General features: G+C 51.4%; 25 protein-coding genes. 12 read left to right on the top strand and 13 right to left on the bottom strand.

What is annotated here, in order from left to right:
* The first annotated feature begins 26 nt into the window (after positions 1-26).
* Positions 27-569 carry a cell division protein ZapC gene (gene zapC / locus GUC46_RS15245; RefSeq protein ID WP_130714820.1) on the top strand — a complete coding sequence of 181 codons (543 nt, stop codon included), beginning with the start codon at positions 27-29 and terminating at the stop codon, positions 567-569.
* Here zapC and GUC46_RS15240 read toward each other — a convergent pair.
* A complete protein-coding gene (locus tag GUC46_RS15240; RefSeq protein ID WP_044700763.1) occupies positions 566-1672 on the bottom strand; it encodes a YcbX family protein in 1107 nt (368 codons plus the stop codon). The two genes, zapC and GUC46_RS15240, sit on opposite strands and share 4 nt — an antisense overlap.
* Positions 1673-1770: 98 nt before the next feature.
* On the opposite strand from GUC46_RS15240, the gene rlmKL reads away from it, so the two are divergent.
* From rlmKL to rmf, 6 genes are all read left to right on the top strand, one after another.
* On the top strand, positions 1771-3879 hold the full coding sequence (gene rlmKL / locus GUC46_RS15235) for a bifunctional 23S rRNA (guanine(2069)-N(7))-methyltransferase RlmK/23S rRNA (guanine(2445)-N(2))-methyltransferase RlmL (RefSeq protein WP_003836848.1): 2109 nt from the start codon (positions 1771-1773) through the stop codon (positions 3877-3879).
* A gap of 12 nt (positions 3880-3891) precedes the next feature.
* Positions 3892-5799: an ABC transporter ATP-binding protein gene (locus GUC46_RS15230; RefSeq protein ID WP_003836846.1), complete on the top strand. Its 1908-nt coding sequence runs from the start codon at positions 3892-3894 to the stop codon at positions 5797-5799.
* A gap of 14 nt (positions 5800-5813) precedes the next feature.
* Positions 5814-7067, top strand: a complete 1254-nt coding sequence (gene pqiA / locus GUC46_RS15225; RefSeq protein WP_003035862.1) for a membrane integrity-associated transporter subunit PqiA — start codon at positions 5814-5816, stop codon at positions 7065-7067.
* Between the two features lie 4 nt (positions 7068-7071).
* Complete coding sequence (pqiB, locus tag GUC46_RS15220; protein WP_003836843.1) at positions 7072-8712, top strand: intermembrane transport protein PqiB; 1641 nt, start codon at positions 7072-7074, stop codon at positions 8710-8712.
* A complete protein-coding gene (gene pqiC, locus GUC46_RS15215; protein WP_003035868.1) occupies positions 8709-9272 on the top strand; it encodes a membrane integrity-associated transporter subunit PqiC in 564 nt (187 codons plus the stop codon). Before pqiB ends, pqiC begins: the two co-directional genes overlap by 4 nt.
* A gap of 256 nt (positions 9273-9528) precedes the next feature.
* Positions 9529-9696, top strand: a complete 168-nt coding sequence (gene rmf, locus GUC46_RS15210; protein ID WP_003035871.1) for a ribosome modulation factor — start codon at positions 9529-9531, stop codon at positions 9694-9696.
* 107 nt (positions 9697-9803) lie between these two features.
* Here the strand turns inward: rmf and fabA are convergent, their stop codons facing one another.
* Together fabA and GUC46_RS15200 are read right to left on the bottom strand one after the other, a co-directional pair.
* Positions 9804-10322: a bifunctional 3-hydroxydecanoyl-ACP dehydratase/trans-2-decenoyl-ACP isomerase gene (gene fabA / locus GUC46_RS15205; protein ID WP_003035875.1), complete on the bottom strand. Its 519-nt coding sequence runs from the start codon at positions 10320-10322 to the stop codon at positions 9804-9806.
* 68 nt (positions 10323-10390) lie between these two features.
* Positions 10391-12151 (bottom strand): Lon protease family protein, encoded by a 1761-nt coding sequence (locus GUC46_RS15200; protein WP_094544804.1) that lies wholly within the window; start codon positions 12149-12151, stop codon positions 10391-10393.
* A gap of 185 nt (positions 12152-12336) precedes the next feature.
* Here GUC46_RS15200 and matP point away from each other — a divergent pair, with 185 nt between their 5' ends.
* Positions 12337-12789: a macrodomain Ter protein MatP gene (gene matP / locus GUC46_RS15195; RefSeq protein WP_003035881.1), complete on the top strand. Its 453-nt coding sequence runs from the start codon at positions 12337-12339 to the stop codon at positions 12787-12789.
* Between the two features lie 87 nt (positions 12790-12876).
* On the opposite strand, the gene ompA is transcribed toward matP, so the two are convergent.
* Both ompA and sulA read right to left on the bottom strand, forming a co-directional pair.
* Positions 12877-13935 (bottom strand): porin OmpA, encoded by a 1059-nt coding sequence (gene ompA / locus GUC46_RS15190; RefSeq protein ID WP_003836839.1) that lies wholly within the window; start codon positions 13933-13935, stop codon positions 12877-12879.
* Between the two features lie 357 nt (positions 13936-14292).
* Positions 14293-14802: an SOS-induced cell division inhibitor SulA gene (gene sulA / locus GUC46_RS15185; RefSeq protein ID WP_032948945.1), complete on the bottom strand. Its 510-nt coding sequence runs from the start codon at positions 14800-14802 to the stop codon at positions 14293-14295.
* 217 nt (positions 14803-15019) lie between these two features.
* Between sulA and GUC46_RS15180 the strand changes: the two genes are divergently transcribed.
* Complete coding sequence (locus GUC46_RS15180; protein WP_003035889.1) at positions 15020-15634, top strand: TfoX/Sxy family DNA transformation protein; 615 nt, start codon at positions 15020-15022, stop codon at positions 15632-15634.
* Here GUC46_RS15180 and yccS read toward each other — a convergent pair.
* Both yccS and GUC46_RS15170 read right to left on the bottom strand, forming a co-directional pair.
* On the bottom strand, positions 15612-17765 hold the full coding sequence (gene yccS, locus GUC46_RS15175) for a YccS family putative transporter (protein ID WP_032941200.1): 2154 nt from the start codon (positions 17763-17765) through the stop codon (positions 15612-15614). The genes GUC46_RS15180 and yccS overlap by 23 nt on opposite strands.
* Positions 17766-17783: 18 nt before the next feature.
* On the bottom strand, positions 17784-18230 hold the full coding sequence (locus GUC46_RS15170) for a YccF domain-containing protein (protein ID WP_003035892.1): 447 nt from the start codon (positions 18228-18230) through the stop codon (positions 17784-17786).
* Positions 18231-18355: 125 nt separating this feature from the next.
* Between GUC46_RS15170 and helD the strand changes: the two genes are divergently transcribed.
* Positions 18356-20410 (top strand): DNA helicase IV, encoded by a 2055-nt coding sequence (helD, locus tag GUC46_RS15165; protein WP_121571601.1) that lies wholly within the window; start codon positions 18356-18358, stop codon positions 20408-20410.
* 32 nt (positions 20411-20442) lie between these two features.
* Here the strand turns inward: helD and mgsA are convergent, their stop codons facing one another.
* Together mgsA and GUC46_RS15155 are read right to left on the bottom strand one after the other, a co-directional pair.
* Entirely contained in the window at positions 20443-20901 is a 459-nt protein-coding gene (gene mgsA / locus GUC46_RS15160) for a methylglyoxal synthase (protein ID WP_044700753.1), read from the bottom strand.
* A 93-nt stretch (positions 20902-20994) separates the two neighbouring features.
* Positions 20995-21657 (bottom strand): DUF2057 family protein, encoded by a 663-nt coding sequence (locus GUC46_RS15155; protein ID WP_003836835.1) that lies wholly within the window; start codon positions 21655-21657, stop codon positions 20995-20997.
* Positions 21658-21829: 172 nt separating this feature from the next.
* On the opposite strand from GUC46_RS15155, the gene GUC46_RS15150 reads away from it, so the two are divergent.
* Entirely contained in the window at positions 21830-22243 is a 414-nt protein-coding gene (locus GUC46_RS15150) for a CoA-binding protein (RefSeq protein WP_003035903.1), read from the top strand.
* Between the two features lie 61 nt (positions 22244-22304).
* Here the strand turns inward: GUC46_RS15150 and hspQ are convergent, their stop codons facing one another.
* Positions 22305-22622, bottom strand: coding sequence for a heat shock protein HspQ (gene hspQ / locus GUC46_RS15145; RefSeq protein ID WP_003035905.1), 318 nt, complete (start codon positions 22620-22622; stop codon positions 22305-22307).
* 57 nt (positions 22623-22679) lie between these two features.
* Positions 22680-23870 carry a 23S rRNA (cytosine(1962)-C(5))-methyltransferase RlmI gene (gene rlmI / locus GUC46_RS15140; protein ID WP_048233409.1) on the bottom strand — a complete coding sequence of 397 codons (1191 nt, stop codon included), beginning with the start codon at positions 23868-23870 and terminating at the stop codon, positions 22680-22682.
* Between the two features lie 94 nt (positions 23871-23964).
* On the opposite strand from rlmI, the gene yccX reads away from it, so the two are divergent.
* Positions 23965-24246, top strand: a complete 282-nt coding sequence (yccX, locus tag GUC46_RS15135) for an acylphosphatase (RefSeq protein ID WP_003035911.1) — start codon at positions 23965-23967, stop codon at positions 24244-24246.
* Here yccX and tusE read toward each other — a convergent pair.
* The gene (gene tusE / locus GUC46_RS15130) at positions 24243-24572 is read right to left on the bottom strand and encodes a sulfurtransferase TusE (protein WP_003035914.1); all 330 of its coding nucleotides are present in this window, start codon (positions 24570-24572) and stop codon (positions 24243-24245) included. The genes yccX and tusE overlap by 4 nt on opposite strands.
* A gap of 88 nt (positions 24573-24660) precedes the next feature.
* The gene (gene yccA, locus GUC46_RS15125; protein ID WP_003035917.1) at positions 24661-25320 is read right to left on the bottom strand and encodes an FtsH protease modulator YccA; all 660 of its coding nucleotides are present in this window, start codon (positions 25318-25320) and stop codon (positions 24661-24663) included.
* Between the last annotated feature and the right edge of the window lie 123 nt (positions 25321-25443).

Here is a 25443-nt window from a genome sequence, read left to right as displayed (position 1 = left end):
GATGATTAAGGAAAGGAGAGAAACTGATGCGAATTAAACCCGACGATAACTGGCGCTGGTATTATGATGAAGAGCATGATCGTATGATGCTCGATTTAGCCAATGGCATGTTATTCCGTTCGCGTTTTGCTCGTAAAATGCTCACTCCTGATGCATTTTCTCCGTCAGGTTTTTGTGTTGATGACGCCGCGCTTTATTTTTCCTTTGAAGAAAAATGTCGCTACCTGGATTTAGCCAAAGAACAAAAATCGGAACTGGTGCTCAATGCGCTGGTGGCGATTCGTTATCTCAAACCGCAAATGCCGAAAAGCTGGCACTTTGTTGCGCACGGTATTAACTGGTCGCCGGTCGTGGGTGACGCTGCCTGTGTTGATTTAAGCGATACCGATGAACAGGTAAACCTGTTAGTGGTTGAGCCGGGTGAAAACGCCGCGCTTTGTCTGCTTGCGCAACCTGGTGTGGTTATCGCCGGGCGCACGATGCAGCTTGGCGATGCGATTAAAATAATGAATGACAGACTGAAACCGCAAGCAGTAGTTGACAGTTTCAGCCTTGAGCAGGCGGTTTAGCTCTCCAGCCTGATTGCCGTTTTGGGAATACAGCTGCAGCACAGAATCGTTCCGTCGTCCCCTATCGCTGATTTCTTCAACGGGCTAACTTCGCCATCTACCAGTCGAATTCGACAGCATCCGCAAATGCCTGCCCGGCATGAATAGGGAACCCGGATACCCTGGTTTTCCAGCTGCTCAAGCAATACCTGCTGATTATTTCCGCGAAAGGTCTGTCCCTGCCAGTCAATAAGCACCGTGGCATCAGGTTGTTGTTCGGGTGCAGTGTCGTCTGATTCCGCCGCGCCGTACGCTCTGGCGGGGCCGGTTGCCAAAATTTCTACCTCATCGCCGACGCGAATAACGCCACTGTTGCGTGCGATAAGATTCTGGCCGAAATCGACATCGCCGTTATCTACCGCAGTACGGAAGGTTTGCAGTGTTGCGAGCGGTTCGCCGGATGGATGTTTCTGGCCTTTTTCCGGGCTAACGGTAGTGAAAATACAGCGGCTACAGGGTTTTGCAACATCAAAAATGACGTCGCCAATACGAATCACTTTCCAGGTATCTTCTTCCCAGGCACCAGCTCCTGAAACCACCAGATTGGGGCGAAACTGTTCCATTTTGACGCTTGCCGGACAGCGCTGTTGCACATCGCGCAGGGATGCTTCGTTGGCCAGCAGATAGGGATAACCATCAGCGAAGGATAAAGGAACATCAACATGTCGTTTTACACGGCGCGTCAGCTGCGGACCGACCCAGCGTAACTGCACGTCACGGGAGAAAAAACTGCTAAGCCACTGGTTAATAGCCACTGGCGCAATGCGCGCGGTAAAATGATTCCCCCATACTTCAGTTGGCGCATCCTGGGTGGCGAAGTCGGCAAATCGTACGAGCGCACTGCTGCCGTCTGGAGCCGTAAGATGCAGCCCATCGTGGAATGGGGAAGGCGTAAAACGGACCATTTGTGGGAACTGGCGGGCGGTTATGAACGTTCCGTCAGGTTCAGTGATCATAAATATACGGTCAAAGGCGAGACCGCTGACGTCGGCCAGGGCATGCGTGAGCCCAATGCCGCGCATTGATTTAACCGGATGAATAAAAAGTCGGGTTAACGTGACCACTGTACAGCCCCTCGAATGAAAATAAGCCTTCAACTTTATGACAAACAGCCCATATTAGCTATAATGCGCAGCAATTTTCTCGGAGTAAAAGTGACATTATGAATTCTCTGTTTGCCAGTACGGCCCGCGGGCTGGAAGAGCTGTTAAAAACTGAACTGGAAAACCTCGGCGCGCTGGAGTGTCAGGTCGTTCAGGGTGGGGTCCATTTTAAGGGCGACACGCGGCTTGTTTACCAGAGCCTGATGTGGAGTCGCCTGGCCTCGCGCATTATCCTGCCGATGGGAGAGTGCAAGGTCTACAGCGATCTTGATCTGTACCTCGGCGTTCAGGCAATCGACTGGACAGAGATATTTAACCCTGGTGCTACGTTTGCCGTTCATTTTAGCGGCCTGAACGAAACCATTCGTAACAGCCAGTACGGCGCGCTAAAGGTCAAGGATGCGATTGTCGATGCATTTACCCGTAAAAATATGCCGCGTCCGAATGTGGATCGTGAATCTCCGGATCTGCGCATCAACGTCTGGTTGAATAAAGATACCGCCAGCATTGCGCTCGATCTGAGCGGTGATGGTTTGCACCAGCGTGGCTATCGCGATCGCGCGGGTCAGGCACCGATTAAAGAAACGCTGGCCGCCGCTATTGTTATGCGTTCTGGCTGGCAGCCGGGAACCCCGTTACTCGATCCGATGTGTGGTTCCGGCACACTGCTGATTGAAGCTGCGATGTGGGCAACCGATCGCGCGCCGGGCCTGCACCGCGGGTACTGGGGCTTCAGCGGTTGGGCGCAGCACGACGAAGCCGTCTGGCAAGAAGTTAAAGCCGAAGCGCAGGTGCGTGCGCGTAAGGGACTGGCTGACTATACCTCGCATTTTTATGGATCCGACAGCGATGCGCGCGTGATCGAAAAAGCGCGCAGTAACGCTCGCCGCGCCGGTATCGCCGATCTGATGACGTTTGAGGTTAAAGATGTCGCCAAACTGAGCAATCCGTTGCCGAAAGGACCGTATGGGACGGTTATCAGTAACCCGCCTTACGGCGAACGTCTGGATAGCGAACCGGCGCTGATTGCCCTGCACAGCCTGCTGGGCCGTACGATGAAAAACCAGTTTGGCGGCTGGAATTTGTCGCTGTTCAGCGCCTCTCCGGATCTGCTCAGCAGCTTGCAATTACGTGCCGACAAGCAGTTCAAGGCGAAAAACGGCCCGTTGGATTGTGTGCAGAAAAACTATCACGTTGCAGAGACCACCGCGGACAGCAAGCCTGCCACGGTCGCGGAAGATTATGCTAACCGCCTGCGCAAAAACATCAAGAAACTGGAAAAATGGGCGCGTCAGGAAGGCATTGAATGTTATCGCCTGTATGACGCTGATCTGCCGGAATACAACGTTGCTGTGGATCGTTACGGTGAGTGGGTCGTGGTTCAGGAATATGCCCCACCGAAGACAGTTGATGCGCAAAAAGCGCGCCAACGCCTGTTTGACATTATTGCCGCAACGCTGTCAGTACTGGAAATCGCGCCCAATAAACTGGTGCTGAAAACCCGTGAACGGCAGAAAGGCAAGAATCAGTATCAGAAGATGAATGAGAAGGGTGAATTCATTGAGGTAAGCGAGTACAACGCGCGCCTGTGGGTGAACCTGACTGACTACCTTGATACGGGTTTATTCCTCGATCACCGTATTGCGCGCCGTATGCTGGGGCAGATGAGTAAAGGTAAGGACTTCCTTAACCTGTTCTCCTACACCGGCAGCGCCAGCGTACATGCAGGATTGGGCGGTGCGCGTAGCACCACGACGGTTGATATGTCGCGTACCTATCTGGAATGGGCGGAACGCAACCTGCGTCTGAACGGCCTGAGCGGTCGCGCTCACCGTTTAATTCAGGCCGATTGCCTGGGCTGGTTGCGTGATGCCAATGAACAGTTTGATCTGATTTTCATCGATCCGCCGACGTTCTCTAACTCAAAACGTATGGAAGACTCGTTTGATGTGCAGCGCGATCATCTGGCGCTGATGAAAGATCTGAAACGTCTGCTGCGTAAAGACGGCACGATCATGTTCTCCAACAACAAACGTGGGTTCCGTATGGATCTCGACGGTTTGGCTGAACTGGGATTGAAAGCACAAGAAATCACCCAAAAAACGCTTTCCCAGGACTTTGCCCGTAACCGTCAGATCCACAATTGCTGGCTGATTACCGCAGCCTGAAAGGAAAATTAAATGTCATTAATCAGTATGCATGGTGCATGGCTGTCGTTCAGCGATGCGCCGCTTCTTGATAATGCTGAACTGCATATCGAAGATAACGAGCGGGTCTGTCTGGTTGGCCGTAATGGCGCGGGCAAATCGACGCTGATGAAGATCCTGAACCGTGAACAGGGTCTTGACGATGGGCGTATTATTTATGAGCAGGATCTGGTTGTGGCGCGTCTGCAGCAGGATCCGCCGCGCAACGTGCAGGGTAGCGTCTACGATTTTGTCGCCGAAGGGATTGCAGAACAGGCGGTTTACCTCAAGCGTTATCACGATATCTCGCATCTGGTGATCGCCGATCCGAGTGATAAAAACCTCCAGGAACTGGCGAAGGTTCAGGAACAGCTGGATCACCACAATCTGTGGCAGCTGGAAAACCGTATTAATGAAGTACTGGAACAGCTTGGCCTGGAAGCAGACATGGAGCTGGCATCGCTTTCCGGCGGCTGGCTACGTAAGGCGGCGCTGGGCCGCGCGTTAGTGAGCAACCCGCGCGTGCTGCTGTTGGATGAACCGACGAACCACCTGGATATTGAAACCATCGACTGGCTGGAAGGGTTCCTGAAAACTTTCAATGGGACAATTATTTTCATTTCCCATGACCGTTCATTTATCCGCAATATGGCGACGCGTATTGTCGATCTTGACCGCGGCAAGCTGGTGACCTATCCGGGGAGTTACGATCAGTATCTGCTGGATAAAGAAGAAGCGTTGCGCGTAGAAGAGTTACAAAACGCGGAATTTGATCGCAAGTTGGCGCAGGAAGAAGTCTGGATTCGTCAGGGTATCAAAGCGCGTCGTACGCGTAACGAAGGTCGCGTGCGCGCACTGAAAGCCATGCGTCGCGAGCGTGGCGAACGTCGCGAAGTGATGGGCACAGCGAAGATGCAAGTCGAAGAGGCTAGCCGTTCAGGCAAGATTGTTTTCGAAATGGAGAATGTGGATTACCAGGTTGACGGAAAGCAGCTGGTGAAAGATTTCTCCGCGCAGGTGCAGCGTAGCGACAAGATCGCGCTAATCGGACCTAACGGCTGCGGCAAAACAACGCTGCTGAAGTTGATGTTAGGTCAGCTTCAGGCTGACAGCGGACGCATTCACGTCGGTACCAAACTGGAAGTGGCCTATTTCGATCAGCACCGCGCCGAACTGGATCCCGATAAAACCGTGATGGACAACCTGGCTGAAGGTAAGCAAGAGGTGATGGTTAACGGTAAACCTCGCCATGTGTTGGGTTACCTGCAGGACTTCCTGTTCCATCCGAAACGTGCGATGACGCCAGTACGTGCGCTCTCTGGCGGGGAACGTAATCGCCTGTTATTGGCGCGTTTGTTCCTGAAACCCAGCAATCTGTTGATTCTCGATGAACCAACTAACGATCTTGACGTCGAAACGCTGGAACTGCTCGAAGAATTGATTGATAGCTACCAGGGCACCGTGCTGCTGGTGAGCCACGACCGTCAGTTTGTCGATAATACCGTGACCGAATGCTGGATCTTCGAAGGCGGCGGTAAAATTGGTCGTTATGTCGGCGGTTATCATGATGCGCGCAGTCAGCAATCGCAGTATGTGGCGTTTAAGCAGCCAGTTGCGAAAAAAACAGAGGAGCCAGCCGCTCCTAAAGCAGAAATTGTCAAACGCGGCACCAGCAAACTAAGCTATAAACTGCAGCGCGAACTGGAGCAGCTCCCCGCGTTGCTTGAAGAACTGGAAGCTAAGCTGGAAGCCTTACAGGCTCAGGTTGCTGACGCCGCGTTTTTCAGTCAGCCTCACGAGCAAACGCAACAGGTGTTAGCTAATTTGAACGAAGCGGAACAAGAACTTGAGCAAGCCTTTGAGCGCTGGGAGTATCTTGAGTCTTTGAAGAATGGCGCATAATTAAAGGAGCACCTATGTGCGAACATCACCATGCCGCGAAGCATATTTTGTGCTCGCAGTGTGACATGCTGGTGGCGTTACCTCGCCTTGAGCATGGTCAGAAAGCGGCATGTCCACGATGTGGCACTACGTTAACCGTTGAGTGGGACGCGCCCCGGCAGCGTCCCACTGCCTATGTTTTAGCCGCACTATTTATGCTGCTGCTGTCAAACCTCTTTCCCTTTGTGAATATGAACGTCGCAGGGGTGAGTAGTGAAGTGACGTTGCTGCAAATTCCCAGCGTACTCTTTTCTGAAGATTACGCCAGTCTCGGCACTTTCTTTATCTTATTCGTTCAGCTGGTTCCGGCCTTTTGCCTGCTGACGATCCTGCTACTGGTAAACCGGGTTCAGATGCCCGAGCGGCTTAAAGCATGGCTGGCGCGCATTTTGTTTCAGTTAAAAAGCTGGGGAATGGCAGAAATCTTCCTCGCCGGCGTGCTGGTGAGCTTTGTTAAGCTGATGGCCTACGGCGATATCGGCGTGGGCAGCAGCTTTATTCCGTGGTGCTTCTTTTGCGTTTTACAGTTGCGTGCATTTCAGTGCGTTGACCGTCGCTGGCTATGGGATGATATTGCGCCAATGCCTGTCATAAAGCAGGCCTTAAAACCTGGCGTGCCTGGTATTCGACAGGGACTGCGTTCCTGCTCTTGCTGCACTGCAATACTTCCCGCTGATGAACGGGTGTGCCCACGCTGTCAGACGAAAGGCTATGTGCGGCGTAAAAACAGTCTGCAATGGACGTTGGCATTACTGTTTACGTCGATCATGCTTTATCTTCCTGCCAATATTCTGCCGATTATGATTACCGATTTGCTCGGGTCAAAGCTGCCGTCAACCATACTTGAGGGGGTGGTTTTAATCTGGAGCGAAGGCTCGTATCCGGTGGCTGCGGTTATCTTTATCGCCAGTATTATGGTGCCGACGTTGAAAATGATCGCCATTGCCTGGCTATGCTGGGACGCCAAGGGGCACGGCAAGCGCGACAGTGAACGGATGCATTTAATTTATGAGGTCGTGGAATTTGTCGGTCGCTGGTCAATGATCGACGTCTTTGTGATTGCGGTACTCTCTGCGCTGGTGCGCATGGGAGGGTTAATGAACATTTATCCTGCAATGGGTGCTTTGATGTTTGCTTTAGTCGTCATTATGACAATGTTTTCTGCGATGACATTTGATCCGCGTCTGTCGTGGGATCGTGAACCAGAACCAGGCCATGAGGAGTCCTGACAGCATGGAATCTAAAAGTGGGGAAGCCAAAGTGCAAAAGGTAAAAAACTGGTCGCCCGTGTGGATATTTCCTATCGTCACTGCACTCATTGGCGCGTGGGTTCTGTTTTATCACTACAGTCATCAGGGGCCACAGGTCACGCTTATTACCACCAATGCCGAAGGTATTGAAGGGGGCAAGACGACGATTAAGAGCCGCAGTGTGGACGTCGGCATCGTTGAGAGCGCAACCCTGACGGATGATCTGACCCATGTGGAGATTAAAGCGCGCCTTAACTCCGGAATGGAAAAGCTGCTGCATAAAGATTCTGTCTTTTGGGTGGTGAAGCCGCAGGTTGGACGTGAAGGTATAAGTGGGCTCGGCACGCTATTGTCCGGGGCTTATATTGAACTGCAGCCTGGCAATAAAGGCAGTAAGCTGGAAAATTACCAACTGCTGGATTCACCGCCGCTGGCCCCGCCAGATGCAAAAGGGATCCGTGTGATTCTGGACAGCAAAAAAGCCGGTCAGTTGAGTCCGGGCGATCCGGTGCTTTTTCGCGGCTATCGTGTAGGTTCGGTTGAAACCAGTACATTTGATGCGCAAAAGCGTACGATCAGCTATCAGCTTTTCATTAATGCGCCTAACGATCGTCTGGTGACAAGTAATGTGCGTTTCTGGAAAGACAGCGGGATCGCCGTAGATCTTACCTCAGCAGGTATGCGCGTAGAAATGGGATCGCTCTCCACGCTGTTTGGCGGTGGTGTAAGTTTTGATGTGCCAGAAGGTTTAGAGCAGGGCGAGCCGGTCGCACAACAGTCAGCGTTTAATCTTTATGACGATCAAAAAAGTATTCAGGATTCACTGTATACCGATCATATCGATTATCTGATGTTCTTTAAAGATTCGATTCGTGGCCTGCAGCCTGGTGCGCCGCTGGAATTCCGTGGCATCCGCTTGGGTACGGTGAGTAAAGTACCTTTCTTCTCACCGAATATGCGCCAGGTGTTCAACAATGATTATCGCATTCCGGTGCTGGTACGCATCGAACCAGAACGTCTGAAGGCGCAGCTGGGCGAAGATACTGATGTTGGTGCTCATCTGGCGGAATTGCTTAAACGCGGATTACGGGCATCGCTCAAAACCGGGAACCTGGTGACCGGCGCGCTTTATGTCGATCTCGACTTCTATCCGAAAGAGCCGCCGATTACTGGTGTACGCGAATTTAATGGTTATCAAATTATTCCGACCGTGAGCGGTGGTCTGGCGCAGATCCAACAGCGTCTGATGGAAGCGTTGGATAAGATTAATAATCTGCCGCTGAACCCGATGATTGAGCAGGCAACCAATACGCTGTCGGAAAGCCAGCGCACGATGAAGCATCTGCAAACCACGCTGGATAACATGAACAAGATCACGTCCAGCCAGTCGATGCAGGATCTTCCGGCGGATATGCAGAACACGCTGCGTGAACTAAATCGTAGCATGCAGGGCTTCCAGCCTGGTTCTGCGGCCTACAACAAGATGGTGGCAGATATGCAGCGTCTTGATCAGGTGCTACGTGAACTGCAACCGGTACTGAAAACGCTGAACGATAAGAGTAATGCGCTGGTATTTGAAGCGAAGGACAAGAAAGATCCAGAGCCGAAGAGGGCGAAACAATGAAAAAGTGGCTAGTGGTGATGATGGCGGTCTGGTTGACGTCATGCAGCTCCAGCGGAGAGAATAAAAGCTATTACCAGCTCCCTATCGCACAAGGCGGTGTGCAGAGCTCCGCCAATCAGGGAAACCGTCTGCTGTGGGTTGAACAGATTGCGGTACCTGATTATCTGGCCGGTAATGGGGTGGTTTACCAGACCAGCGATGTGCAATATGTTATAGCCAATAATAATCTCTGGGCCAGCCCATTAGATCAGCAATTGCGCAATACGCTGGTTGCTAACCTCAGCATGCAGTTGCCTGGCTGGGTTGTTGCTTCGCAGCCGCTGGGAAGCACTCAGGACACGCTGAACGTCACCGTAACCGGCTTCCACGGTCGTTACGATGGTAAGGTTATCGTGAGTGGAGAATGGTTGCTGAATCATCAGGGACAACTGATCAAACGTCCATTCCACATCGAAGCTGTACAGACTAAAGACGGCTACGATGAGATGGTGAAGGTTCTTGCTAACGCCTGGAGTCAGGAAGCGACGGCTATTGCTCAAGAGCTGAAACGCATCCCATAAGCTTAAATAATTGTAAATTATGCCGCCCCTGGCTCACCGCCCGGGGCGGTTTTTTTTATTTTTTTAGCCGTGGAGATAGCTGTTCTGACTGACTATTTTTGTACAAATGATTTAGAGGCTAGCTCACAAATATGACACTGGCGTGAATTTTGCGCATTGACGAGCCTAATGTTTAGGGGTATTCGTTTAGTGTGATTGCACACTTAGTAATCACTGTTTTCTTTTCCACCAGACCAAAAAATGAGGGAAACGAGGCATGAAGAGACAAAAACGAGATCGCCTGGAACGGGCACATCAACGTGGATATCAGGCCGGCATTGCCGGACGCTCAAAAGAAATGTGTCCCTATCAGACGCTGAATCAGAGGTCATACTGGCTGGGAGGCTGGCGAGAAGCCATGGGGGATAGGGTTTTAATGGCCTGATTCTGTCTCTTTAGATAAAAGAAACCTCCGCAGAGCGGAGGTTTCGCCTTTTTGCACACCAGATAAAACGGAGAAACGTTAATGTCTGGCTGCTACGCAGTCCTGGATTAGAACGCGGAAGTGTCCTGGAACAGACCCACTTTCAGATCGTTTGCGGTGTAGATCAAACGACCATCAACCAGCACTTCACCATCAGCCAGGCCCATGATCAGGCGACGGTTAACGATACGTTTGAAGTGAATGCGGTAAGTGACTTTCTTCGCAGTCGGCAGAACCTGGCCGGTGAATTTAACTTCACCTACGCCCAGCGCACGGCCTTTACCTTCGCCGCCCAGCCAGCCGAGATAGAATCCAACCAGCTGCCACATGGCGTCGAGACCCAGGCAGCCCGGCATCACCGGATCGCCGATAAAGTGACAACCGAAGAACCACAGGTCTGGGTTGATATCCAGTTCAGCTTCAACATAACCTTTGTCAAAGTTGCCACCGGTTTCGGTCATCTTGATGACACGGTCCATCATCAGCATGCTTGGTGCTGGCAGTTGTGGCCCTTTTGCGCCAAACAGTTCACCGCGACCAGAGGCAAGAAGGTCTTCTTTCGTATAGGATTCGCGTTTATCTACCATGTTCTCTGTAAGCCTTATTTTATTGAAGCACGCAGGATAGCTAACACGTGTACGCTGAACAAGTCCGATCAGTTCGGAATAATCCAGTTCAGCCAACGTAGCGGCCATGGAAAACGGTGACGACCTTCCTGTTGCGTAGCCGTGGCAATACGCTCCTGAATGGTTTGCATCAGCGTTGTCTGGCCTTCGCCATCCCACACCAGATTTAACAACAGTGGCAGCGCATCAGTTACGTCGTCCACCGCCCAGATAGTGAATTTTTCTTCTTCTATGGCCTGTAGCAGCGCGGGATTCAGGCTGAGGTGTCTGACGTTAGCCGAAGGAATGATAACGCCCTGCGTGCCCGTCAGCTCACGTTGCTGGCAGATGGCGAAGAAACCTTCAATTTTCTCATTCAGACCACCGACAGGTTGCGCCCGACCAAACTGATCGACAGAACCGGTAATGGCGATACTTTGATTAACAGGCACGTCGGCGAGGGCGCTGATCAATGCGCACAGTTCTGCCATAGACGCGCTGTCACCGTCCACTTCGCTGTAAGATTGCTCAAAGGTCAGCGAGGCAGAGAAGGGGATTTGCTGCTCAAGCTGGAGTTCCGACATCAGGAACGCCTGCATAATCATCATACCCTTGGCATGAATATTTCCGCCGAGCTCGGCTTTGCGCTCAATGTCCGTAAACTCGCCGTCGCCAATATGCACGACGCAACTGATACGAGAAGGCTCGCCAAATGCGCGTGGGTGGCCTGGAAACTCAATCACCGACAAGGCGTTGATCTGGCCAATACGCTCGCCTTCTGTCTCGATAAGGATTTGCTCTTGCAGAATTTCATCCTGCATGCGTTCAGCCAGGAATCCCTCACGCCATTCGCGCTGAGCCAGCATCAGGCTGAACTGCTCAGCGTTGCAGGTTTCGCTCTCGCATAACGGGGCCACCTCTTTGAACTGTCTGGTGATCCACAGCGGGTTAAGCGGCAATGTATCCTGTTCACCGGTATAGCGAACGGCTTCACGGATCAAAACCTGCCAGGCATCAGGAGCGGGGTAAGGCAAATTATTGCGCATGGCAGTATGCGTGACCCACTGACACCACTGCGTCATGGTTTCGGCATCCACGATCTGCAGATTATCTTCAAACTCGCTGTAAATGGCCTGTTCAGCCAACTCTGGTTCCATGTCCTGGAAATCCGCCAGCGATTCACGCTCGCCCACCAAAATCACTTTCAGTTTAAGCGGCATAGGCGGAACAGAGACAGGCAGCGGGCGAGACTCATCAAAAGCCACCCAATCAAAACGCTCGTGGCTGACAATGGCTTTCAGACGCATCCACAACAGAGGTTGGGCCAACAGCGTGCGCAATGAGATAACCAGCACCCCCCCATTGGCCTGATGTACCAGACCTGGCTGCAGCGTAATTTCGCCATTGAACTGACGTAGACAACCAAACAGTTGTTCAGCTTCGGCCCAGTCAGCGCTGACCACCTGCGTCAACGTCGCAAAATTGTCTTCCGCTTTTTCAGCTGTACGATAACGAATAGTGTGACCGGAGATGTCGTAATGACCGCCAGTCAGGCTTCCTGCATCCGTGTGCAAGGGACGTGCAGCCTTTGCAATAAGGTTGAGATACTCAAGCTCCTCCGGTGCTTTCACCAACATGAACGAGGATGTTGTCCAGTGCTGAAGAAGCTGCTCTAGCGCGAATTGTAAACGTGGCTGAGTATCACTAAGTAAGGTGTCGGTGTCGTCAGTGACGTGCGGCTGTGCAAATACTTCCTGATAACTGTCGGTATCAGGAACCAGATCACGCCATGCAAGTTTCGTAATGGTCAAAGTTGATGTTTTTTAGTCTGTTGTAAAAAACGAGATTATACCGTAACCCTCACCACTAAACACCTGGAAAGCGCCGCGAAACGGTTGTGATGACGCGCGGCAGTTCACAGGCTGGATATTCTTTTCTTCAGATGCCGAAAAAGCTGATATTCTGATAAGAGTTACACGGTAACATTGAGATCGCAATGAAATATCAACAACTTGAAAATCTTGAAAGCGGATGGAAATGGAAGTACCTGGTGAAGAAGCATCGCGAGGGGGAGTTGATTACCCGCTATGTGGAAGCCAGCGCTGCCAAAGAAGCCGTTGATTTGTTGCTAACCCTCGAAAATGAACCGGTTCGGGTCAACGCCTGGATTGAAGAATACATGAACCCTGCACTGCTCAATCGTATGAAGCAAACGATCCGGGCGAGGCGTAAGCGGCACTTTAATGCAGAGCATCAACATACGCGTAAGAAATCGATCGATCTGGAGTTTATGGTCTGGCAGCGTCTGGCAGGTCTTGCGCAGAGGCGCGGAAAAACGCTTTCTGAAACTATAGTGCAGCTGATTGAAGACGCAGAGCATAAAGAGAAGTACGCGAACAAAATGTCGACATTGAAACAGGATTTACAGGCGTTGCTGGGAAAAGACTAGCGGTTGGCTGGTGTAACAAGAGGCTTGTTTTGAGTGGAAACAGATGAAAAAAACCCCGCATAGCGGGGTTTTTTATAAGACGATAACTTAAGCCTGAGGCTGAGTTACAACGTCTTTGATGCCTTTAACTTCGATCTCAACACGACGATCCGGAGCCAGGCAGTCGATCAGTGCAGCGCGAGCTTTCACGTTGTCACAGGTGTTGCCAGTAACTGGGTTGGATTCACCCATGCCACGTGCAGAGATTTTGTCAGAAGGAATACCTTTAGAGATCAGGTAATCAACAACGGACTGAGCACGTTTCTCGGACAGACCCTGGTTGTAAGCGTCAGAACCGATGCGGTCAGTGAAGCCCAGAACCACTACGGAACCGTCTTTCGGATCCAGGTTGCTCAGCTGGCTGTACATCTGGTCCAGAGCCTGCTGGCCTTCTGGTTTCAGAGTTGCTTTGTTGAAGTTGAACAGAACGTCAGACTTCAGAGTGAAGTGCTTGGTCTGTACTTCTGGAGCCGGAGCCGGAGCAACAACTACTGGAGCTGCTTCTTCCTGCTGGCCGAAACGGTAAGAAACACCAACGCTCAACAGGCCGTTATCCGGACGACCACCAACGGTGTTCGCGTCACCGATGTTGTTGGTCCACTGGTATTCCAGACGGGTAGCGATTTCAGGAGTAATTGCATACTCTACGCCACCAGCGAATACTGGGGATACACCAGTGTCGTGGTCTTTGAAGCCTTCGTTGTTTTTAGCGTCTGCACGCCAAACCATACCACCCAGACGGGTATAAACGTCCAGATCGTCAGTGATTGGGTAACCCAGTTTAGCGGTCAGCTGAACGCCCTGAGCTTTGAAAGCGCCGTTTTGATGAGTCTGGTCGGTGTAGCCTTTGTACGGCATACGGCCTAACCAGTCGTAACCCATTTCAAAACCAACGTACGGGTTAACCTGATAACCACCGAACGCACCGGCACCCAGTTGGCTTTCGTGGGTCGGACCGGCGTTGTTGATCTGGTTGTTGCCAATATCATGGTACTGAGACCAGCCCATTTTAGCACCAGCGTACCAGGTGTTATCTTTCGGAGCGGCCTGCGCCACGGTAGCGAAACCAGCCAGTGCCACTGCAATTGCGATAGCTGTCTTTTTCATTTTTTGCGCCTCGTTATCATCCAAAATTCGCCATGAATATCTCCGAAGAGAGATAACACGGTTAAATCCTTCACCCGGGGACCAGTTCAATAGTTGCTCTACCGATATCTGCGGCTTACGCCGAGCACCCCTGGCGATGTAAAGTCTACAACGTAGTTGAAAACTTACAAGTGTGAAGTCCGTCAGGCATATGAAAAAAAAAGGCTTGTATACATAATATTTAACATTTATTGATGACTAAATGCACTGAGGATTTCCTGAAAACCGCTTGAGACAGGCGTTCGGACGAAAAACGCGTTAAAGCTCAAAGGCAAATTGAAGCATGAAAAAAAATTCCAGGATAAATCCTAATTTTACTCAATGATACAAATTCGAGTGAATTTTTAGCCCGGAATGCTGTCTCCCCGCAAGTGACTGTGCGCAAACAGGACGCATGATAAAACCCATCGCATTTCCTTCATTAGCCGCTTTTACCAGCTCGGCATGTTCATCTTCCGTTAATTCTTCCGCCAGCCAGCCAATGACAACACTGTAATTACCTGTGCGCAGCGCACGGATCATCGATTCCAGCGTATTGCAGGGGGAGAGTTGGCTAATCTGCATTACTTTTGTCAATGGAAGTCCGGCTGACTGCACCCACTCCCGGCTTAATTTTTGCTGAGGCGTCAGCCACAGCTGCCAGCGTGATTGCTGCCCTAACTGTTGCAGCAGAGGAAGCAGCAGTAGTTGCGTCATCATGGGCTGGTCCTCGCGATAGACTACTTCACTGATAAGCCCAGCGGTTGCGTTCTCTGATGAAACGCGCGCAATGTTGCTTGATGCGGAAGAGAACGACGAAGAACGATTTGCATAGCCTGAAGTGTACATAATCAATCCAGCCCTGTGAGTTACTGTATGAATATACAGTAACCCTGCTATCAACAAAGATCAACCTTATTTTCGGAAACAGGTTCGCAATTTTTAGTCGTCGTCACGGGAAAAATAAAATTCATCTTGCCCCATACGCATAAGTTGCCTATTTTCGTCATTAACGGATCCGCTATTGAAAATCATTTTCTTACGTTATGATTTAAAAAGGATTTTTATGAAAGAGCTTTCTTATGCAAGGATCTATAAATCGCAGGAATATCTGGCTTCTCTGGGGACAATTCACTATCGCTCACTGTTTGGTGGCTACAGTCTGACGGTTGGCGATACGGTCTTTGCCATGGTCGCCAATGGTGAGTTGTATCTTCGCGCCTGTGAACAGAGCGCCCAGTATTGTGTACAAAATTCTCCTGTCTGGCTGACATTTATTAAGCGGGGACGTCCTCTTGTACTTAATTATTACCAGGTGAACGATGCCCTGTGGCAAAACCAGCAGCAACTGGTGTCGTTATCGCGATATTCGTTGGATGCAGCGGTTAAGGAAAAACAGAGTCGCTTTACCCAGCATCGTCTGCGGGAATTGCCAAATATGACGTTTCATCTGGAGACTCTGCTGAATGAAGTTGGAATTAAAGATGAGGGGACTATGCGGTCGTTGGGAGCACAAATGTGCTGGCTGAAACTTCGGCAAAATAACCCGGCTCTGACGGTAAAAGTACTCTATGCCCTTGAAGGCGCGGTAGGGGGGATACATGAAGCCGCGCTCCCGGCGACGCGTCGCCAGGAGCTGGTGGAGTGGGTAAGTTCTCTTACGCCGGAACCGGGGTATTAGAAGGTAGTACGGCAATTTGCTGCTGTAATCGCCGGATTTCCGGGAGCAGAGCGATCAATAACCCAACTTGCTGAACGACCAGAGGCTCTTTACTGTCCGGGCGTGGTTCCAGGTGCTGAATTCGCTGCTTCAGCCCTTCTAACGCCTGGTATACGCGTTGCTCGTCAGCGGGTTGATGGTGAAGGGCATCATCAACATAGCAAACAGCGTCATCCAGCAATGCCAGAACGTCTGGATTGGTCAACTGTTCGCGATGTGCGCCAAGCGCAGAAATATAGCTGGTAAACGTATGGTTGAGACACAGTAAACGGAACGCCGTTTCGCGGGTTTGGGCCGTCACATCCGGCTCGCTCGACATGTTTGACACCACGGAGGCGAGTTCAGCATCACGGTTATGCGCGTCACGGCGAGCGATACGGTAGGCCAGACGATTATCACGACCCTGATGATATTGTTCGAGAATTGCATCAAGGTAGCGGCAGTTAGCGTCAGTCGCCCGCTCAATTACCCGTGGTAGATTACGAAAACGCCAGTCTGGCCAGATGAAACTGACAGCCGCCCAGGCGATAGCACAGCCAATTAGCGTATCGATGACACGCGGCAGCGCAACCTCAAAGCCTTCGCCGAGCAGGTTAAAGCACAGTAATACCAGCAGCGTGATAAACATGGTGGCATGCGCATACTGGACGTTGCGAAAGGCAAAAAACAGTACACCAGTGATCACTAAAAGTATTAGCTGCCCTTCTAAAGAGGGCACAAACCACAGGATCGGTAAACCGATGGCAATCCCAACCAACGTGCCGATAATCCTGAGCGCCAGGCGATGTCGGGTGGCATTGTAGTTTGGTTGACAGACAAACAGGCTGGTCAGCAAGATCCAGTATCCGTGATTCATGCCGGTTACCTGGATAATGGCATAACCAACACAGAGCACTAACGACATGCGGACGGCATGGCGAAACAGTGCGGACTCTGGGGTGAAATTACGGCTCAGGCGTAACCAGATATCACTGAATCCATGGGGACTGTCATCAGCAAGCTGATTTTCAGACTCATTGCGCGAGAGTACCTGAGCCTGTTCAGACTCAATGGTGGCCAGTTGCGCATCGATAGCCCGCAGGTTCGATAGTAAGAATCCCAGCGTATTGAGCAGATCTGCAGGCTCACCGCTGGCACGCATGCGCTCAAGTGCGGCATCTATATGGGTGAAGACGCGCTCAAAGTGCGGATCGTGCTGGTAAGGCGTGCGCAATAAAATACAACGAGACAATTGTGAACAGGCTTGTCCTTGCATCGACATCAACCGCTGGAAGCGGAACATCACATCGCTATGACGGAAATGATCGCGTAGCGTTTGATACTGAATATGTGAGGAGCTTGCGCGTTCATGAATATCCTGCGCCACAAAATAGTAATGTAGCGTGCGACGTGTTCCCCGTTGTCCACGGTCACCGCGCAGGCGAGTCAGCAGCGACACTTTGGTCTGGTTTAGCGTTGCCATCAGTTGCCCATTAGCGAGGGCTAAATCATACAACGGCGCCTGGCTTTCATCTTCGATGTCGGGATCAAAAAGACGCGACTTCAGTTCCAGGTAGTGCGCTAATTGTTCGTAGCTGCGGGCCAGATTGTCCTGTAAGGGGCGGATGGGGAACAGAAGATGCCCGGTGAGCGTCAGCAGGTTATACCAGATAGCGCCCGCGAGCAGCAGGATTGGTTGTTGATACCACTGATCGTAAAGCGAGGTGCCCAGCATCGTGTAAATGGCGATGAGCAACGCGCCAAAAGCGATGGTTGCATAGCGCTGGCCTAATCCCCCCAGCAGAATAAAACCGCTGGTGGAAAGCGTTAACCCAATAGCAAACAGCCAGGGCCATGGGAAGAGCAGTTCAACGGAGGCTGAGGCAATAAAAAAGCACACCAGCGTGATGATTAAATTGCGCAGTCGGCCCGCGAGACGATCATCGAGATCGGTAAGTGCGGCAGCGACCATACCTAGCGTGAGAGGGATGGTCAGCTTGACGTCACCCAGCCACCAGGGCAGCGCCGTTGTACCGCATAGCGCGATAAAAATCCGCACGTAGTACAGCCAGGTGCTGTTCCAGGTATAGCGTTTGAGCAGAGGACTTAACATAAAGGCCATTGGTCCTGATTATTCAAAGCGACGACGTGCATTGGCTTCACGCGCTGCACGGGCAACTTCTACTGAAACTACCCGGCGACCCACCGGCCAGAGCGCAATGGCAGCGATTTTAAAGTTCGCAATGCCAACCGGAATACCAATAATCGTTATGCACTGAGCAATACCAGAGACAATGTGCATCAGACACAACCACCAGCCGAAGAAAATTAGCCAGAAAATATTGAGCACGGTGCCGCCGGTATTCAACAGGACGCTTTTACCGGCAGGATTCAGTTCATCGACATGTATCGCTTCGTTGCCATAGGGAAACAGCGAAAGTCGGGTTATCTCCCAGCATGAACGGGTCAAGGGTAAAGTAAAAATAAGCACGATACTGACCAGCGTTGCCAGTAACCAAGCCAGGGTGGTGGCGAACCCCCCAAGCACAAAATTTAAAATATTCAGAACAGTACGCATAAACCCTCGGTTAACTCTGGTTTTCTGTGAATTCGGCAATTGTAACGTTTTTTTGGGCTGGAGCACGTTTTCTCTGGCGGTTACACTGATAAGCAAACCTCTTCGTGTGGATCCGCTTGAGTCTTATGGAACTGAAAGCTACTTCTCTTGGAAAACGTCTGGCACAACACCCTTACGATCGGGCCGTTATTCTCAATGCCGGGATTAAAGTTTCCGGCGATCGTCACGAGTATCTTATTCCCTTCAATCAGTTACTGGCTATTCATTGCAAACGTGGTCTGGTGTGGGGCGAGCTGGAGTTTGTACTCCCGGATGAGAAGGTGGTTCGTCTTCACGGTACAGAGTGGGCGGAAACCCAGCGCTTCCATCATCATTTGAATGCACTCTGGCAGCAGTGGAGCCAGGAAATGAGTGACGTTGCTGCGGGGGTTTTACAGCAGCAGTTGGATGCGATAGCGGCGCGTACTAGTGAAAGTAAATGGCTGACGCGCGAACAAACGTCAGGGCTGCAGCAGCAGATTCGCCGTGCCTTTGCCGCGTTACCGCTCCCGGTTAATCGGCTGGAAGAATTTGAAAATTGCCGGGAGGCGTTACGTCAATGCCTGGCATGGTTGAAGGACATTGAAGCCTGCCGCTTACAGCACAATCAGGCGTACACCGAGGCAATGCTGGAAGAGTATGCTGAGTTTTTCCAGCATATTGAATCTTCGCCGTTGAATCCGGCTCAGGCGCGTGCGGTAGTGAACGGTGAGCAATCTTTATTGGTTCTTGCGGGGGCCGGAAGCGGCAAAACATCCGTATTGGTCGCCCGTGCGGGCTGGCTGCTTGCACGAGGAGAAGCCGCGCCAGAACAGATCCTGTTGCTGGCGTTTGGACGCAAAGCAGCCCAGGAGATGGATGACCGCATTCGTGAGCGTCTGCATACGGACGAGGTCCCTGCGCGGACGTTCCATTCACTGGCGTTGTACATTATTTCGCAAGGTAGCAAAAAAGTTCCAACAGTGAGCAAGCTGGAAAATGATGCCGCCGCTCGCAGTAAACTCTTTATAACGACCTGGCGTCAGCAGTGCAGTGAGAAAAAGGCTCAGGCTAAAGGCTGGCGACAATGGTTAGAAGAAGAAATGCAGTGGTCTGTACCCGAAGGTAACTTCTGGGATGACGAAAAATTACAGCGCCGTCTGGCCTCCCGGTTGGATCGCTGGGTTAGTTTGATGCGGATGCATGGTGGAGCACAGGCGGAGATGATTGCTAATGCTCCGGAGGAGATCCGCGATCTGTTCAGTAAACGCATAAAGCTAATGGCGCCGCTGCTCAAGGCCTGGAAGAGTGCCCTGAAGGATGAGAATGCCGTCGATTTCTCCGGGTTGATCCATCAGGCTATTGTCATTCTGGAGAAGGGGCGGTTTATCAGTCCGTGGAAACATATTCTGGTCGATGAATTTCAGGATATTTCCCCTCAGCGCGCCGCCCTGTTAGCCGCCTTGCGAAAGCAAAACTCGCAGACCACGCTGTTTGCCGTGGGAGATGACTGGCAGGCCATTTACCGGTTCAGCGGAGCACAGCTTTCTCTGACGACCGCATTCCAGCAAAATTTTGGTGAGGGCGATAGCTGTAATCTGGATACGACTTACCGTTTTAATAGCCGGATTGGCGAAGTCGCAAACCAGTTTATCCAGCAAAACCCACATCAGCTCACGAAACCGCTGAACAGTCTGACGACCGGTGATAAAAAAGCAGTCACGTTGCTCGATGAAAGTCAGTTAGATCTGTTGCTGGATAAGCTGTCGGGTTTTGTGAAAGCTGAAGAGAGAATTTTGGTGCTGGCGCGGTACCATCATCTGAAGCCAGCCAGCCTGGACAAAGCGGCCACCCGCTGGCCCAAGCTGCAGTTGGATTTTATGACTATTCATGCCAGCAAAGGGCAGCAGGCGGATTACGTCATTGTTATGGGGCTTCATGACGGGAATGACGGTTTTCCGGCTCCGGCTCGTGAGTCGATTATGGAAGAGGCGTTACTCCCGGCTGTTGAAGATTTTCCTGATGCTGAAGAGCGGCGGTTGCTGTATGTGGCGCTAACGCGTGCACGACATCGGGTATGGCTACTGTTTAGCAAAGACGCGCCATCATGTTTTGTTGGTGAGCTTAAGCAATTAGACGTTCCGGTGACCCGGAAACCCTGAAAAGCAGGCGGCAGTTGCCGCCTGCTTAGCGTTTATTTGAGGCGTTCTGCAAGATAACGGGCGTAATCCGGGATCAAGATATCCGTTGCGTCGTTGAAGTTTGGCGACTGGATAATAAAATCAGCCGTTGACACGTTGGTGGCGACCGGAATGTTCCAGACTGTGGCCAGGCGTAGCAGGGCTTTGACATCAGGATCGTGGGGAACGGCGTTGAGCGGATCCCAGAAGAAAATCAGCACATCAATTTTCCCTTCTGAAATTAGCGCACCCACCTGCTGGTCACCCCCCATTGGGCCGCTCAGCATGGCATTGACGTCCATTCCTGTCGCGCGTTGAATTAAATTTCCAGTTGTCCCTGTAGCATACAGAACGTGTTGTTCCAGTAATGGCTGGTGGCGTTCAACCCAGCTCATCAACATCTTTTTGCAGTGATCGTGTGCGACCAACGCAATATGTTTCTGCGCTGGTAATGTGCGAGTCGTTAATTCCATAGTACAGCTCCCAAGTTAACCTTGTTACAGAGTACTGGAAGCACTTGACGCTGCAAGAGAAAGACAAAAAAAATGCGTATACGAACATAAATGTCACGATGGGGGCTGTTTCTCAGCCCATTGTAAGAAGTTACTCCGCGTTTGTGCGTCAGCCTGTTGAAACCAATATTTTAAGCGCTGCTCAGTCAGCGTTTGTGACTGAGGCGGCACGCGGTCCAGTTCAGATACCCCGGAAAGCAGCGAACTGTCATCGGCCATCATCGTGGCAAATTGCGGTAAAGACGCATGCTTAGCCGCTTTGTTATAGCGCTCTGTTTCCATTTCATAATCTACGATTTTTGCGGTGGATGTGATTGACAGAATATCCAGCTTAACCGGTATAGGCATGGAATCCCCATCCAGCAGTTCTACGCGTGGGGCATCATCAAAATGCGTTGCATCTCGCTCGTTGCTCAGACGTGGCAGGTGAAAATTAACCTGACTGACGAGTTGGGTATCAAAGCTGATGACCAGCGGGGGCGAAATATACAGACGTTCTTCGTGGCTGGACAGGCGAATGGTTTTTTCTACGCGAAACACGAGCTGGTGCCGACCATTTTCCAGCTCAATACTTTCGGCACCACGCAGTAATGAGCTGGAGACTTTTTTTCCGTCCAGCACCAGAAGGTCAATATCATTAGACAGACGTAGAGAGGTAGCAAAAACGGTTACCGGCAAACACAGGGCAATTAAGGCTGTCACAATGCCGGCTTTCATAGGTTTCTCCTGTCCAGAAAAAATCTGTATAAGATGTATCTAAATTTTTCGATAATCATGTTTACTAACATATAGACATATTTTTGAGTTTAGCTCTCATGCGCCAGTATGGGATGAATGGTCGCAAAGTCCGGTTTGTCGTACACTTTGCTAAACAGCCTGGAGGAAAACGATGAAAGAGACCGATATTGCTGGCATTTTGACAACGACCCGCACGATTGCACTGGTGGGAGCAAGCGATAAACCCGATCGCCCAAGCTATCGGGTTATGAAATATTTACTCGATCAGGGCTATCACGTTATTCCTGTTTCACCGAAAGTTGCCGGAAAAACACTGCTGGGGCAGCAGGGCTATGCGACGCTGGCAGATGTACCAGAGAAAGTGGATATGGTAGATGTCTTCCGTAATTCCGAAGCGGCGTGGGGTGTTGCTCAGGAGGCAATTGCCATCGGCGCGAAGACCCTATGGATGCAGCTCGGCGTGATTAACGAGCAGGCAGCCGTACTGGCTCGTGATGCAGGGTTGACGGTGGTAATGGATCGTTGCCCGGCGATTGAGATCCCGCGGCTGGGACTGGCGAAGTAAGGTTGATCTGTAGCCGAACAAAACGCACAGACCCGATTAGCTAATCGGGTCTGTGTTTGCATCAATTGCGCAGGCGCGGGGCCTGAAGCTGTTTTCGAATTGTTCGCGCCAGTTCATCCATCGACGGTTGCTCCGGATGTTCTTCCTGTAGCTCACTACTCAGTTGTGCTTCGGCCAGATACGTATGTACTGGCAGACCATTATCGTCTTCCATCACCACGTGATACCAGGGAGCGGCGCGAAGTTCGTCGTTAACCGCCAACTCATCGGCTGACGGTTGATCAAGCGAATATTCCGGGTCGATATCCACGACCACTCCGAGGTAACCTAACAGGGAATGGCGGACCTGCTGGCCGATACCGAATTTGCTGGCAATCATAGTCACCTCCCGGGAAATAGATACCCTCTATGTAAGGGTAATATTCCACTTTTCAAGTTACATGATGCGACAGGCAAACCCTTTCAGATACAGCCCTTCCGGGTAGGTAGCGATCACCGGGTGATCGGCGGCCTGACGGAACTGCTCTATAAATTGTACATCACGACCAGCATCTATTGCGGCATCAGCGATGATTTTCTGAAATAAATCGGTGGTCATAAGCCCAGAGCAGGAGAAAGTCAGCAGTACGCCGCCCGGATTGAGTAACTGAATAGCCAGCATATTGATGTCCTTATAGCCGCGGCAGGCACCCATCAACTGGCTTTTGTTTTCGACAAATTTCGGCGGATCCATCACGATGACGTCGAATTTCTCACCACGATCGCGATAAGCTCGCAGAAGTTTGAACACATCATCACGCACGAACTCAGCTTTGCTCAGATCCAGCTTGTTCAGTTCCACGTTCTGGCGGGCAATATCGAGCGCTTCCTGAGAGGTGTCAACGCTGACGACCTGACGGCAGCCACCCATTAATGCTGAAACCGCAAATCCACCGGTATAAGAGAAACAGTTCAGCACACGCTGATTTTCCACATAACGACGCGTGGCCAGGCGGCTATCGCGTTGATCGAGGTAGTAGCCGGTTTTGTGACCATGCTGAATATCAACCAGTAGCTTCATGCCGTGCTCTTCAATTGGCAGCAGTGCTGGCGGAAGCTGGCCCGTTACTGGCCCTTGAGTCAGCTCCATACCTTCTTTTTTACGCACGGCCACATCGCTACGGTCATAAATGGCGCAGTCCGGGAAAACAATTTGCAGAGCGCTAATCAGGGCGGCGCGTTGGTATTCAGCTCCCGCACTGAGCAACTGCAACACCAGGAAGTTGCCGAAGCGGTCAATGGTGACACCCGGCAGACCATCGGATTCTCCGGCGATCAGACGGTAGCTGTCCAGACCGTCTTTTTTCGCCAGCCAGTCACGCCATGTCTGCGCCTGCTGCAGACGACGGGTAAAGAAATCAATATCGATGGACTCAGACTTGTCAAATGTCCAGACGCGTGCACGGATCTGCGACGCGGGTGAGTACGCGCCGCGTGCTAACCATTTACCCTGATGGTCAACAATATCGATGGTTTCACCGAGGTTGGCTTTACCTTCCATACGTGCGACAGCACCGGAAAATACCCACGGATGGCGGCGCAGTAATGATTTTTCGCGCCCTTTGGCTAACACTAAACGTACACTCATAATTTACTATTCTGTCAATTCAAAGAAATGGGCGCCATTGTCCTGAGTTTTACGCATATTTGCAACGCGCGCTGTGATGATAAGGAGAACCGCAATGTCGAAAGTCTGCATAATCGCCTGGGTCTATGGCCGGGTTCAGGGGGTAGGATTTCGCTACACCACCCAGCATGAAGCACAACGGCTGGGATTGACCGGATACGCGAAGAATATGGATGACGGCAGCGTAGAGGTTGTCGCCTGCGGTGAAAGTGACCGGGTGGAACAACTGATGAAGTGGTTGAAAGCCGGGGGGCCGCGAAGCGCCAGGGTTGACAGAGTTCTCAGCGAACCCCATCGTCCTGGCGACGAACTAAAGGGATTTAGTATCCGTTATTAAATACATTTCACCGGTTTCGGCAGGCCGGCAATTTTAGTCGCCTGCTTGGCCGGACCTTTTGGGAACAGGCGGTAGAGATAACGGCTGTTGCCTTTCTCTTCGCCAAACTTGTTGGCCATCGCTTTTACCAGCATGCGGATAGCGGGGGAGGTATTAAATTCCAGATAAAAATCGCGGACAAAACGCACCACTTCCCAGTGTTCTGCGGAGAGCGTAATGCCTTCGTTTTCGGCGATTTTCTCCGCCAGCGGCTCGCTCCACAGCGTGGTATCTTTCAGATAGCCTTCGCTATCGGTACTGATTTCTTTACCTTCAAAGATCAACATAATTCGTCACTACGTTAGTCAAACTGGCGGCAGTTTACCAAAAAAGAAAGCCCCGCATAAGCGGGGCTGGATAGTGCGAGTTGACAACTTAGTCGCGGCTGGCGAAGCCCAGAATGCTCAGCAGGCTGACGAAGATGTTGTACAGCGAAACATACAGGCTGACCGTTGCACGGATGTAGTTGGTTTCACCGCCACGGATGATATTGCTGGTTTCAAACAGGATAGCGCCTGAAGAAATCAGAATAAACACCGCGCTGATGGCCAGATGCAGAGCTGGCAGTTGCAGGAAGATATTCGCAACCATACCAATCAGCACCACCACGATACCTGCCATCAGCATACCGCCGAGGAAGGACATGTCTTTACGGGTGGTCAGCACATAGGCAGAACAGCTGAAGAAGACCAGAGCAGTGCCGCCCAGCGCCATACCGATAACATCACCCATGCCTGCAGACAGGTAGGTGTTCAGAATCGGTCCCAGAATGTAGCCCAGGAAGCCGGTGAATGCGAAAGCAGACAGAATTCCGACCGGCTTATCCGCAGTTTTATATGTCAGGAACATCAGACCATACATACCCACCAGCGTCAGGATTAGACCCGGGGATGGCAGCATCAGCACGGTGCTTGCCGTTGCGGTGATGGCAGAAAACGCCAGCGTCAGGCTGAGCAGAAAATAGGTATTGCGCAGCACTTTATGCGTGCTGAGTAGCGATGTACGGTCGCGCGAAGAACTAATAATACGATCCATGAGTCACTCTCTTATGACAGATGTAATTAATGATGGAGGATAATGAAATCAAGGGGAATGACACAGCGGTTTTACCCATCTTTACGCATTTTAACCCGCCAGACTTAAGCATATTATTTCAGC

The organism is Citrobacter sp. LUTT5 (assembly GCF_009905315.1).
GTDB lineage: Bacteria > Pseudomonadota > Gammaproteobacteria > Enterobacterales > Enterobacteriaceae > Citrobacter > Citrobacter freundii.
Note: the sequence above shows the minus strand (reverse complement) of the source record. Positions and strands in the feature narration are given on the sequence as shown.

Coding starts and splice junctions, on each gene's coding strand:
- zapC (WP_130714820.1), top strand. CDS start 27: ATGCGAATTAAACCCGACGATAACTGGCGCTGGTATTATGATGAAGAG.
- rlmKL (WP_003836848.1), top strand. CDS start 1,771: ATGAATTCTCTGTTTGCCAGTACGGCCCGCGGGCTGGAAGAGCTGTTA.
- GUC46_RS15230 (WP_003836846.1), top strand. CDS start 3,892: ATGTCATTAATCAGTATGCATGGTGCATGGCTGTCGTTCAGCGATGCG.
- pqiA (WP_003035862.1), top strand. CDS start 5,814: ATGTGCGAACATCACCATGCCGCGAAGCATATTTTGTGCTCGCAGTGT.
- pqiB (WP_003836843.1), top strand. CDS start 7,072: ATGGAATCTAAAAGTGGGGAAGCCAAAGTGCAAAAGGTAAAAAACTGG.
- pqiC (WP_003035868.1), top strand. CDS start 8,709: ATGAAAAAGTGGCTAGTGGTGATGATGGCGGTCTGGTTGACGTCATGC.
- rmf (WP_003035871.1), top strand. CDS start 9,529: ATGAAGAGACAAAAACGAGATCGCCTGGAACGGGCACATCAACGTGGA.
- fabA (WP_003035875.1), bottom strand. CDS start 10,322: ATGGTAGATAAACGCGAATCCTATACGAAAGAAGACCTTCTTGCCTCT.
- matP (WP_003035881.1), top strand. CDS start 12,337: ATGAAATATCAACAACTTGAAAATCTTGAAAGCGGATGGAAATGGAAG.
- ompA (WP_003836839.1), bottom strand. CDS start 13,935: ATGAAAAAGACAGCTATCGCAATTGCAGTGGCACTGGCTGGTTTCGCT.
- sulA (WP_032948945.1), bottom strand. CDS start 14,802: ATGTACACTTCAGGCTATGCAAATCGTTCTTCGTCGTTCTCTTCCGCA.
- GUC46_RS15180 (WP_003035889.1), top strand. CDS start 15,020: ATGAAAGAGCTTTCTTATGCAAGGATCTATAAATCGCAGGAATATCTG.
- yccS (WP_032941200.1), bottom strand. CDS start 17,765: ATGTTAAGTCCTCTGCTCAAACGCTATACCTGGAACAGCACCTGGCTG.
- GUC46_RS15170 (WP_003035892.1), bottom strand. CDS start 18,230: ATGCGTACTGTTCTGAATATTTTAAATTTTGTGCTTGGGGGGTTCGCC.
- helD (WP_121571601.1), top strand. CDS start 18,356: ATGGAACTGAAAGCTACTTCTCTTGGAAAACGTCTGGCACAACACCCT.
- mgsA (WP_044700753.1), bottom strand. CDS start 20,901: ATGGAATTAACGACTCGCACATTACCAGCGCAGAAACATATTGCGTTG.
- GUC46_RS15155 (WP_003836835.1), bottom strand. CDS start 21,657: ATGAAAGCCGGCATTGTGACAGCCTTAATTGCCCTGTGTTTGCCGGTA.
- GUC46_RS15150 (WP_003035903.1), top strand. CDS start 21,830: ATGAAAGAGACCGATATTGCTGGCATTTTGACAACGACCCGCACGATT.
- hspQ (WP_003035905.1), bottom strand. CDS start 22,622: ATGATTGCCAGCAAATTCGGTATCGGCCAGCAGGTCCGCCATTCCCTG.
- rlmI (WP_048233409.1), bottom strand. CDS start 23,870: ATGAGTGTACGTTTAGTGTTAGCCAAAGGGCGCGAAAAATCATTACTG.
- yccX (WP_003035911.1), top strand. CDS start 23,965: ATGTCGAAAGTCTGCATAATCGCCTGGGTCTATGGCCGGGTTCAGGGG.
- tusE (WP_003035914.1), bottom strand. CDS start 24,572: ATGTTGATCTTTGAAGGTAAAGAAATCAGTACCGATAGCGAAGGCTAT.
- yccA (WP_003035917.1), bottom strand. CDS start 25,320: ATGGATCGTATTATTAGTTCTTCGCGCGACCGTACATCGCTACTCAGC.